Genomic DNA, 10,841 nt, shown 5'->3' with positions numbered 1-10,841 from the left:
AAACTCAGCTATGCTTCCAGCAGATCCACATCGCTGCGAAAGAAACTCCAAGACTTTCCGCGTACTGACCCCAGCACGGTCTGGTTTCCATAGCACGCCAAGCGGCGCGATTGGCTCGGCTGCAGGCGTGGTCAATTCGACGAACTCTCCAGTTGAAATCCAGGGACGCAAGACGCTCACAGGCAAGAGGGCAAGATACTGTCCGCTGGACAGTATTTCACGCGTGAGCTCGGGAATATGCAAATTGATGCGGCAGGATTTGATTTCATCCCATCCGTTTTCATCGGCCAAATACTCAAGGTGTCTGCGCGCAATTGATCCCACGCGATGCATCAACCAAGTGCTCTGACCAAGTTCTTGCAAACTTGCTTTGCCCTTCTGGGCGAATGGATGAGACCTGTGACACACCACGCCCAGCTGATCAGATGCGCATTGTACAAAACTCCACCCCTCAGGCAAGACCGAGGGTTCACGCAGACAAATCAGATCAGGTGAGGCTTCCTTGGGCCCGCTCCCCGCGTTTGTTCCGTCCAGAGCGGAGATTTGGAGATGGGTATTGGGGTGCTGGGCTGAAAACTCGGCCATGCGACCATGCAATAGCACCCCCAGCGCGGAGGCACTGGCGGCAATATGTACAATGTCGCCCCCGTTCTGACTGGCATTTGTGACCCGCTCGGCAGCATCGCCGATTGTCGAGATGATCTTTTCTGCGGCGGGTAGAAGTTCGCGGCCGGGGGCTGTCAGGCGCACACCTCGGGCGTGACGCAGGAACAAATCAACCTCCACCAAACGCTCTAACTCTGCCACCATTTGGGAGATCGCTGGCTGGGTCATATTCAAGTGCTGAGCCGCGCGCCGCATGCTGCCAAGGTCTGCAAGTACCACCATAATTTGCATGTGACGAAATTTGGCCCGCAACATAAAGCGGTTCAGAAGGTTGGAAGCATTTAGCATATAGGTATGGGATTCTCTTATCGACTGTTTTGGTAAATTATTGCATGAGGTGATCTACTACAGATCCATTTGTGATTAAAGAGGCGCGCAGAGCTCTGTCTTGGGCTGATCGGATCGACGGGAAAGATATGAAGAAAACATTTGTTGCAGCGGCGTTCACGCTTGGGGTCACTTTGCAACCTGCGCTGGGGCAAGATATGTCCGCCGCCCAGGCACATGCGCGGCTTGGCGTGGAGGCCGCAGAGGGACAATACCTGGGCTATGCTTCCCTGTGTGACCTGGAGGCACGCATTCGGAATGTAAATTTGCCCAAACAGCGCAAACCAGCGAATGCCAAGCAAGGCGAACGCCGCCCCACAAACGGGTATCGGCCAAAGCCAGCCCATATTCCCGCAACCCAGGTTTTTGACAATCTATGGTTCCTTGGCACGGCTTCGACCACCACCTGGCTTTATGGCACCGAAGAGGGCTATGTCCTGATTGATGGGCTCACAACCGATGCTCAGGCCCAAAAATATGTGATTGAAGGCATGGAGGCCACCGGGCTCTCTCCCTCAGCGATCACGGCAATCCTGGTAACCCATGGGCATGGGGATCACTACGGCGGCGCCGATTATCTCGCTGAGCTATTGGGAGTGGACATCCTGATGAGTCGAGAGGATTGGGATCTGGTGGCGACCCTCGGGATGCATCCCCGTTTTGGACCGCCGCCCCGAACCGGAGGAATTGTTGAAGATGGCGACGTACTGCGCGCCGGTTCTTCTGAGATGATCCTCTACCTCACGCCAGGCCATACGCCGGGGACGATCTCCCCTATCCTGAAGGTGTCTGATGGCGACAGTCAGCACGTTGCCATGCTGTGGGGCGGTACGGGATTTAATTTTGGCCCGGATGTTAAGATCTTTCAGACCTATGCGGCTTCAGCGCAGAAAATGCGCGAGATTGCAAAAGCCTCTGGTGTTGATGTGTTCCTATCCGGTCATCCGCGCCGAGACGGCACTGTAAAACTATTGGCACAATTGCCATCCCGAGCCAATGAAGCTGCGCATCCCTTTGTGCGTGGGGCTGGGGGGTATGCCTTGTTTGACGTATTGGAACACTGCGCATTGGCCCAAGCGGAGCGGTTTCTGGCCCAATCCGAGGAGTGATAAGCAAAAGCCATGTGTTGATAAGTAAAATTATGCTAAACGGCCCCAGGTGAGATTGCCTGACAATCGCGCTGGACGTATCTAGCTCGCGATAATCCAGGCAGACGTGGCTGAGCGTTCCCCAGATAGATCATCTACAATCTGGGGAACATTATGCGCTTAACATCTGCCACCATTCGGGGCCTGCTTTCTACAACCTTGATCACTGTGGCGCCACAGGTGCTTGGCGCTCAGGAAACAGAAGCTTTTGAACTCGATCCTATTTTTGTGTCCGCAGCAGGTGTTGGCGTTGATCCTGTGACAGCACCCGCCAGTGTTAGCGTCGTGACTGGCGAAGAGATTGAAGGCAAACGCTTTACAGATTTGACAGATGCTGTGACCGCTGAGCCAGGTGTTTTTGTCGACAACAATGACAACATCACATTCCGCGGTCTGCGCCCCGAAGATACATTGATTCTGGTCGATGGCCTGCGCGTGAACACTCGCCAGTCCCGCACCAATGGCTCTGGGGGCTTGGACCAGCTCTATGTTCCACCTGCCGCTGCGATTGAGCGCATTGAAATCATCCGGGGGCCGATGTCTTCGTTGCATGGATCCGAGGCATTGGGTGGGGTGGTCAATATCATCACCAAACCTGTCGGGGATGCCTGGACAGGCTCTGTTACCATCGAGGGCACAAGCCCGGTTGCCGCGGCGGATTCTGCAGAAAGGCAGGGGTCCTATTTCCTAAGCGGGCCCATCGTCAAAGATCGACTTGGCCTGCAGATCTGGGGACGCCGCCTCACCCGTGAAGAGGGTGTGGGCGCTGAAACCTCTGAGCGCGATGTTACCGACACAAATGCCAAGCTGTCATGGACCCCCAATGCCAACCAGGAGGTCTTTTTGACTGTTGGTGAAACCAAAACCACCAATGAGACCAATGGCCTTCGTGGTTCTCGGGTTATATCAACCCTTCGCGACGACGAACGCCGCGCACTGGGCTTGGGCTACACCGGCAGTGTCGGCATATGGGATGTTAAGGCTTTGCTATCTCGCGAAGAGTCAAAGCGCGAAACCCCAACATCATCAGTTGGTCGTGTGATCGAATTTGACACCACAACCTTTGACGTCAAAGCCTCTCGCGAGTTGGACCTATATGGGCTCCACCAATTCACGCTTGGGGGGCAGTACCAGCAGGCAGATTTGACAGATTTAAATCTGGGGTCTGCCACCACAACCGAGCATTTCACTTTCAGCAATGCCCAATGGTCGGTCTTTGCCGAAGATCTCTGGGAGGTGCACGATCAGCTCAACCTCACATTTGGGGCTCGCTATACCGACGACGAACGCTTTGGAGGCAAGGTGACGCCCCGCCTCTATGCAACCTATGCTCTGTCCCCTGATCTGTACCTGGCGGGGGGGATTTCGACTGGCTATAAAACGCCCGAACTGCGCGACGCCAATGAGAACTACTATCTGCCGACCAATGGCAGCCGCAGCGGCGATGCAATCCAGGGCAACCCTGACCTATTGCCGGAGGAAAGTACCAATTACGAAATTGGTCTTCGCTTTGACAACAGCAGAACCTATGCGACCGCAACACTGTTTCAGATCGATTTCACCAATAAGATCGACAATGAGCTGGTGACGGTTGGCGGCGCTCCTCAAGGGGGGGATCTTTATCGCTACATAAACGTCGACAAAGTCCGCAACCGCGGGCTTGAGCTTTCGGCAGGCTATGAGATTACGCCGGAGATGGAGATTAGTGGCAGCTATACCTACATCCACTCAGAACAGTTGAGCGGCATTTTTGCGGGATATGCGCTGAACCGCACTCCAGAACATCAAGCGAGCCTGCGCCTGGATTGGAAAACAAATGTGACGAACCTGGCGGTCTGGGGCGAGGCAAATTATGTCGGTTCAGCAACCTCCGTATCCGAAACCCGAACCGGCGCTGTAGGCGTTACCGAATACAAGGACTACACGACGCTTGATGTCGGGTTGAACTACGCGGTGAATGACAACCTTGTTGTGAATGCCGCTGTCTACAACCTGGGTGATACAGAGATAAACTCCACGGACCACGGCACCACCCAAAACGGGCGCACATTCTGGGTTGGGCTCACAACGCAGTTCTAAGCGACTTCTTCAGTTTGAACCCCGTGCCAGAGATAGGTGCGAAGGACAGTGTAAGCGCTCCTTCAGTCCTTCAAAGTCTTGCATGGGGTCATTTTGAGGCCGAAGGGCGACGGGCAATTCACGTTCACCCGAAGCTTGTCGCGAAAAATGAGCGCGCCTTTTTACACTGCCGGTCTAGAGACTTGACTACATCGCGACCAGAACCCCCATAACGCCTCCAAATCTGTGTGGAGTCCGCCCAGCAAAAGAGTGGACAAATGAAGGCACGATTTACGGAAGAACAGATCACCCTAATAATTTGGTCTTCGTTTGATCGCCTCTTTCGCACCTGTTTCCACCTTTAAAAGGTGGAGTAAACTTTACATCAAGGTGAGGGAAGTTTCGGGCGACAGGGCAACATTTTGGTGTCGCTTTTGCTATCTCCGAGATGGGCCGAGCGGACCAAGCTGTCTATGCTCGTCAATCCTCCCTTTAAAAATAGCATGGGTTTGTGAACTCAGTGAATGGTTTACCGCTACGTAGAGCGTTCTTCGCATCCGGCCGTTTGGGGGGGGAATTCGCCACACAATCTACCACTGGAGTGACATGGTGAGTTTTTGACACTAAACCTGAAGAGGTCAACCAATAGGAAAGCCTTGCCAATGCGTCGACGAGTTCCTTCGATCACTTCCATGCTTTGCTTTGAGACAGCGGCAAAAGCTGAGAGTTTTGCGCGCGCGGCGGAGGAAATGAACGTGACCCAAAGCGCGATCAGTCGCCAGATTCAGACGCTGGAAGCCTTTGTTGGGCAAACGCTGTTCAGCCGTTCTAAACAACGGGTCAAGCTGACGGCCGCAGGCAAAGCACTCCTCGCTGATCTGTCGCCGCTGCTGCAAGAACTGGAACTGACCATCCTCAAAACCAGGTCGCACGACAGCGCTGAGGGAAGCCTGAACATTGGCGTCTACCCGACCCTGGGCAGTCGCTGGTTGATGCCAATCATCATGGGGCCCGAGGCTGAAAAAATCCGGCAGGTGCTCAATCTTGTGACGTACCTTAAGAACTCTGAGATTGATCCAAGCCTGGTGGATCTTGCCATTGTGCAGGGCGACGAGGGCTGGCCAGGCTATCGCGCCGACTGGCTCATGCCTGAAACGCTGGTGGCCGTAGGGGCCCCGGATCAATTTCGCGAACCGATCGAGGATCCAAACACCTTGCTGGATTACCGGATTTTGCAGCACGCGACGCGGCCACTGTCCTGGCAGATTTGGTTTCAACATCAGGACCTGAAATTACCGCGCAAGCTTATTGGGCCAATGTTTAGCCAGTTCGAAATGCTGATCGACGCCGTCAAGGCCGGACATGGCATCGCAATCATTCCCGACATTCTGATCCAAAAAGAATTACACAACGGTTCTTTGGTAAGGGTCCATATGTTCGAGGCGCATACCAGCAGCGCCTATTTTCTACTCACGCCAGAAGCCAAAATCGGCGTTGCGCGAATTGAGCGCATGCGCAGGTGGATTCTAGAGCGTGCTGGCAAGGTCCCTAGCTTAGTTTGAAACCAACCTCAATCTCCTTTGCGGTTCACGCGTTTGGAATATTGATGCGGTTTTGTCATCAAGTCATGATGGAAAATGACTTCCACAATTGCCCGATCCGAATAAGGCTGCATCAAGTGCAGCGCGAATGGGAGATTGCCCGATGACCTTTATGGCCCAGATCGAAGACAGCGACGTGGACCTGATACAGAACGCCATGTCTGCCATGCCGGATCATAAATCGGTGGCCGAATTTGTTCCCGGCCCCGGCATCGCCCGGCTGAATTTGAAGTTCGATATCGAAAAACTGCAGGACGCGCTGCAAGAATGCCTAAAGCGCGAAGCCTTTATGGGTGGAATGCAGGATCAGGGTTTTGCTGCGCTGCCGCTGACTCAGCGGCCTGGCCAGACTGAATGGACCCCTAATGACTTGTCAGGCCGCTACTGGCTACGCGCGGATGATCGCTATGTTGAAGAACCGCGCGAGGATCTGGTGCCCGAAATCGACTTTTCAGAGTTTAACCCCAAATTTAGCGGCACATATTTCGAGCATGTGCATGAAGAGCTGACCAAGCGTTTTCCCATCGGGCGTACGCGCATCCTGTCGAAAGGCCTGTACAACTGCAACTCGTGGCACCGTGACCCAGAGCCACGCCTGCATATCCCGCTGATCTCAAACCCTGGGGCACTATTCATTGTGAACCATCATGTGACCCACTTGCCGGCCGATGGTTCCGTGTATTTTACAGATACACGCGCCTATCACACCGCCCTGAACGGCGGAGAGCATCAACGGGTTCATATCGTTGCCGCTCTTGCTTACGAGCAGGTCACGGAATGAGCCTTTACGGGAATGCTGCGGCACATACAGAAACCAACTGCATCTGCGATCTGCGCAGTGACACACTGACCAAACCCAGCCCAGGCATGCGCGCGGCGATGATCTCTGCCTCTCTGGGCGATGATGTCTATGGCGAAGACCCCACAGTCGCCCAACTGGAACAGGAATTGTCGACACGTCTGGGCAAGGAGGCTGCGGTGTTCTTCCCATCCGGCACCCAAAGCAATCTGGCCGCCGTCATGGCTCATTGTGGGCGCGGCGACGAGATGATCGTAGGGGACAGTTATCATCTTTTTTGCGACGAAGCCGCGGGCGTCTCTGTGCTGGCCGGTGTCGCGATGAACCCCGTGCCCGTTTCGGACGATGGCGGTCTGGACCCTGAGCACATAGCGGCAGCGATCAAGGTCGATGATCCCCATTATGCGCGCAGCCGTCTGCTAAGCCTTGAAAACAGTGTTGGCGGCCGGGTTGTGCCGCTGGACCGGATCGATGCGGGTGTCAAAGTGGCCCGCGACGCGGGACTGGCCGTGCATCTAGACGGGGCGCGGTTCTTCAATGTCATCACGGCCCTGGGGTGTGATGCGGCGACCTTCGCGGCGCCGTTCGATACGGTCTCTGTTTGCCTGTCCAAAGGTTTGGGCGCGCCGGTGGGATCCCTGTTGGTTGGTCCCTCTGAAATGATGGGCCAGATCCGGCGGAACCGCAAAATCCTCGGCGGTGCAATGCGGCAATCGGGTGTGCTCGCCGCTGCCGGCCTCTATGCGCTGGAGCATCACTTGCCGCAACTGGCCGAGGATCACGCCCATGCAGCTCGGTTGGCAGGCGCATTGCGGGCCACTGGAATTGGCGAGGTCACCTCTCAAACCAACATGGTGTTCCTGACACCAAAGCCCGAGGATCACAGTCGCCTGGCCCGCCATATGGCGCAGGCTGGCATCAAGATCGGAGGGCAATCTCCCGCGATCAGAATGGTTCTACACCGGGATGTCAGCCACAGCGCGCTCGACGCGGCGATTAGCGCGTTTCAAGACTTCCAGCCCAGCTAACAGGAGGACCCATACATGGCCGATGTCATCCGTTTCATCCTGAACACCAGCTATGATGACCTGCCAGCGCCTGTGGTCCAAGACGCGGTGCGGGGCTTGATTGACACGCTGGGGGTGGGGATGAGCGCAGTTCAGACCCCCCTGTCGCGGATCATTCAGACCCATGCGCAGGTCATGTTTGGCGGGCAGGCCGCGCAGATCTGGCCAGAAGGCAAAACCGCCAGCGCTGCAGGTGCGGCACTGGCGAACGGCATGACCATTGATGCACTGGATGCCCACGATGGTCACAAGCTGACCAAAGGCCATGTGGGTTGCGGCGTCATTCCTTCGGCTATCGCAATGGCGCAGGCCGAGGGCCTCACGGATGCACAGGAGTTTCTGACCCTAGTCACCATCGGTTATGAAATCGGTACCCGCGCGGGCATCGCTCTGCACCGCAGCGCCTGCGACTACCATACCTCGGGCGCATGGGTTGCTCTGGCTGCTGCGGCTATGGGCGCGCGGATTTTGGGGCTGAATGAGGCGCAAACGCGCGAGGCGCTCGGGATCGCCGAATATCACGGTCCCCGCAGCCAGATGATGCGCACAATCGATGCCCCAACAATGGTCAAGGATGGTTCGGGTTGGGGGGCAATGGCGGGTGTCTCGGCGGCCTATCTGGCCTGCGAGGGCTTCACTGGCGCCCCTGCGATTACCATGGAAGCAGACGATCTTGCGGATATCTGGCGTGATATCGGCCAGCACTGGTACATTCAGGAGCAATACATCAAGCTCTATCCAGTCTGCCGCTGGGCCCAGCCCGCCGCTGAAGCGGTCCTGGCCCTGCAAAATACTCATAAATTTGACGCAACCGAGGTCACCTCGATCCGGATCGAAAGCTTCCACGAAGCCAAGCGTCTGACCGCAATTCCGACGACAACCGAACAAGCGCAATATTCGTTGCCGTTTTCGGTGGGAGCAGCGCTGGTGGCCGGAACGATCGGCGTTGATGAGGTCATGACGCCGGGCCTCAATAACCCAGATATCCTGCGCTTGGCCCGCATGGTCGAAATAGAAGAAACTGCGGCTTTTAACGAAGCCTTCCCCGCCCGCCGTCTGGCGCAAGCTCATATAGGTCTGGCGGATGGGCGCAGACTGGCGTCAGAAATCACCCAAGCGCAGGGCGATCCCGAAGAGCGGCTGGACCACGAGGTCATCCGCAGGAAATTCCTGCACTTGACCGAACCCGCCATGGGTAGGCGCAGGGCAAAGGACTTGCTGGACAGTATCGAGGGTTTGCCCGGTCGCGGTGATTTGAGGGCAATGATCGAGCAGCTCAGTTACAGAGGCGCAAACGCCAATTCTGTGTGGGGGTGAGCGATACCTGAGCCACGACTCCTATTGGCTTTGAGGGTAAGGGAGCGGCCTATTTCCTCCACCATCTTTGCTCTAAATACTTCGATAGGCGTCTACCAGCCCAAGCGGTAGACGTCTTCCAGCTCAAGCCTTTGCGCGGCGTGTGTTGAGCTGATCGCAGATCTCTTTGAGGCCGTGGTCTATCATTCCCCTGATGTCGCGCTTGCAGGGAGGTCGGTGCCTGGCGCGACAACGCACTGCAACCCTTCCCTTAGGAGTGTAAGTCATGGCTTATCGGTGGCGGGTTTTTCTCTCAGAGTGGCAGAAGGCGAAGATGAAGATATAGATATGGAGGCGCTTGCGGCAGGGAGAGCCGATGAGCTTGATTGGACCTGTGCTTGATCGCGGATTTTCGTCGATCTATCCCTTCTTTGAGCCCATTAGCAGCATCAGGCCAATAGTTTGGGCGCGATCTTGTTTGGCGCTGACGCTTGGCAAGCGGGAATAGATGGGACGTGGCTTTGTCACAAAGCAATTGCTGAGGTCCATTGCGCGGAACCTCTACCAGGTGCGTGTTTCTTTGACTACAGGTGAGGCTGCGGACGTTACAAACCGCTAGGTATTCGGAGGCACTCGTTGATGATTTCTCTAGGCGCCTGCGGGGCGAATTTCTCCAGTCGCCAGAACAGGAGACGCGTCCAGATCTTCAGCGTCCAACATGGTTGCCACCCGTTCCAAATTGGCGACCAGCATCGCCTGTTCCCAATCCTCCATGGCCCGAAATTTGCGTACAAATCGTTGCTGTAGCGGGTCGGGCGCGTCAACAAGAGTTTCCCGCCCCGCATTGGTCAGCAAAATATGAATTTGTCGCCGATCTTCACTGGATTTCTGCCGCAAAGCCAGACCATCCCGGACAAGCTTATCAACCAGAGAAGTAACTGTCCCTTGTGAGACCTGCATGCGCATTGAAATTGTCTTTGCCGTCACAAAGCCACTCTCCGAAATGATCTGGAGAACGCGGAACTGGGCGGGGGTGACGCCCGTTGCCTGACGAATTTCGCGTCCAAACAGCTCAGTTGTACGAATGATGCGGCGCAGCGCGATCAGGCTGCTGTCGATACGGTCCATGAAATCTCCGATAGTTCAGGTGTCAAAGCATACAGTGGCGGTCAGGTGGCTTCAATTCGCAAATAGCTTCTGGATTCGAAGTATTTACTGGTCATTTTGCGACATATAATTCCTAAATACGGCTATATAACGTGATTATTTGGTAATTTTGCTTTGACTGTTGAAGTTTTGTCAGGTGCCTGATACTTCGATACTCAAAGCGACAGGAGAAGCCCAACATGCAATCCCCAATTGACCCAATGCGCATCGATCTCCCCTCAGTTCGGAGGCCAGTCGCTGAAGATGGCGCTAAGGTTTGGGAGCTGGTGCAGGCTTGCAAACCGCTTGATGAGAACTCCATGTACTGCAATCTCTTGCAGAGCGACCATTTCGCAGACACCTGTTGTTTGGCAGAATTGTCCCAAGAGATGGTGGGCTGGGTCTCTGCCTATGTTTTGCCCAATGATCCTGAAACGCTGTTTGTTTGGCAGGTCGCTGTGGCTGAAAATGCGCGCGGACGCGGGCTGGGCTCCATGATGTTGCAATCCATTCTGCGGCGATCGCAGTGCAAAGACGTAAACCGCCTGCAAACCACAATCACAGCTGACAACAATGCATCCTGGTCCTTGTTTCGCAGGTTCGCGAGTTTTCAAGATAGCCAGATGGACATCCAACCCTACTACACGCAGGCCCTGCATTTCCAAGAGCGGCACAAGACGGAAAACCTTGTCACTATTCCTCTGACAAAGCGGCAGGCGCTCGCTGCCTGAAC

At 55.4% G+C, this 10,841-nt stretch carries 9 protein-coding genes; 7 read left to right on the top strand and 2 right to left on the bottom strand.

Features of this window, described 5'->3' with window-relative positions; genetic code table 11:
• On the bottom strand, positions 1-954 hold a 954-nt coding region (locus AN476_RS04205), incomplete at its 3' end, for a LysR family transcriptional regulator (protein ID WP_054459709.1).
• A gap of 128 nt (positions 955-1,082) precedes the next feature.
• On the opposite strand from AN476_RS04205, the gene AN476_RS04200 reads away from it, so the two are divergent.
• The 6 genes from AN476_RS04200 to AN476_RS04175 all read left to right on the top strand — a co-directional run bounded on the left by AN476_RS04200 (position 1,083) and on the right by AN476_RS04175 (position 8,983).
• Positions 1,083-2,102, top strand: coding sequence for an MBL fold metallo-hydrolase (locus AN476_RS04200; RefSeq protein ID WP_054459708.1), 1,020 nt, complete (start codon positions 1,083-1,085; stop codon positions 2,100-2,102).
• Between the two features lie 153 nt (positions 2,103-2,255).
• Complete coding sequence (locus tag AN476_RS04195) at positions 2,256-4,220, top strand: TonB-dependent receptor domain-containing protein (protein ID WP_054459707.1); 1,965 nt, start codon at positions 2,256-2,258, stop codon at positions 4,218-4,220.
• A 641-nt stretch (positions 4,221-4,861) separates the two neighbouring features.
• Positions 4,862-5,761 carry a LysR substrate-binding domain-containing protein gene (locus AN476_RS04190; RefSeq protein ID WP_054459706.1) on the top strand — a complete coding sequence of 300 codons (900 nt, stop codon included), beginning with the start codon at positions 4,862-4,864 and terminating at the stop codon, positions 5,759-5,761.
• A 142-nt stretch (positions 5,762-5,903) separates the two neighbouring features.
• On the top strand, positions 5,904-6,581 hold the full coding sequence (locus tag AN476_RS04185; RefSeq protein WP_157063673.1) for an aspartyl/asparaginyl beta-hydroxylase domain-containing protein: 678 nt from the start codon (positions 5,904-5,906) through the stop codon (positions 6,579-6,581).
• A complete protein-coding gene (ltaE, locus tag AN476_RS04180) occupies positions 6,578-7,627 on the top strand; it encodes a low-specificity L-threonine aldolase (protein WP_054459705.1) in 1,050 nt (349 codons plus the stop codon). The genes AN476_RS04185 and ltaE overlap by 4 nt, the downstream gene beginning before the upstream one ends.
• A gap of 15 nt (positions 7,628-7,642) precedes the next feature.
• Positions 7,643-8,983 (top strand): MmgE/PrpD family protein, encoded by a 1,341-nt coding sequence (locus AN476_RS04175; RefSeq protein ID WP_054459704.1) that lies wholly within the window; start codon positions 7,643-7,645, stop codon positions 8,981-8,983.
• A 627-nt stretch (positions 8,984-9,610) separates the two neighbouring features.
• Here AN476_RS04175 and AN476_RS04170 read toward each other — a convergent pair.
• Entirely contained in the window at positions 9,611-10,090 is a 480-nt protein-coding gene (locus AN476_RS04170; protein ID WP_054459703.1) for a MarR family winged helix-turn-helix transcriptional regulator, read from the bottom strand.
• A gap of 218 nt (positions 10,091-10,308) precedes the next feature.
• Between AN476_RS04170 and ectA the strand changes: the two genes are divergently transcribed.
• Entirely contained in the window at positions 10,309-10,839 is a 531-nt protein-coding gene (gene ectA, locus AN476_RS04165; protein WP_157063672.1) for a diaminobutyrate acetyltransferase, read from the top strand.
• The last annotated feature ends 2 nt before the right edge of the window (positions 10,840-10,841 follow it).

The sequence above is a fragment of the Phaeobacter sp. 11ANDIMAR09 genome (assembly GCF_001294455.1).
GTDB lineage: Bacteria > Pseudomonadota > Alphaproteobacteria > Rhodobacterales > Rhodobacteraceae > Pseudophaeobacter.
Note: the sequence above shows the minus strand (reverse complement) of the source record. Positions and strands in the feature narration are given on the sequence as shown.

Excerpts from the sequence above, each read along its gene's own strand:
- AN476_RS04200 (WP_054459708.1), top strand. The coding sequence starts at position 1,083 with ATGAAGAAAACATTTGTTGCAGCGGCGTTCACGCTTGGGGTCACTTTG.
- AN476_RS04195 (WP_054459707.1), top strand. The coding sequence starts at position 2,256 with ATGCGCTTAACATCTGCCACCATTCGGGGCCTGCTTTCTACAACCTTG.
- AN476_RS04190 (WP_054459706.1), top strand. The coding sequence starts at position 4,862 with ATGCGTCGACGAGTTCCTTCGATCACTTCCATGCTTTGCTTTGAGACA.
- AN476_RS04185 (WP_157063673.1), top strand. The coding sequence starts at position 5,904 with ATGACCTTTATGGCCCAGATCGAAGACAGCGACGTGGACCTGATACAG.
- ltaE (WP_054459705.1), top strand. The coding sequence starts at position 6,578 with ATGAGCCTTTACGGGAATGCTGCGGCACATACAGAAACCAACTGCATC.
- AN476_RS04175 (WP_054459704.1), top strand. The coding sequence starts at position 7,643 with ATGGCCGATGTCATCCGTTTCATCCTGAACACCAGCTATGATGACCTG.
- AN476_RS04170 (WP_054459703.1), bottom strand. The coding sequence starts at position 10,090 with ATGGACCGTATCGACAGCAGCCTGATCGCGCTGCGCCGCATCATTCGT.
- ectA (WP_157063672.1), top strand. The coding sequence starts at position 10,309 with ATGCAATCCCCAATTGACCCAATGCGCATCGATCTCCCCTCAGTTCGG.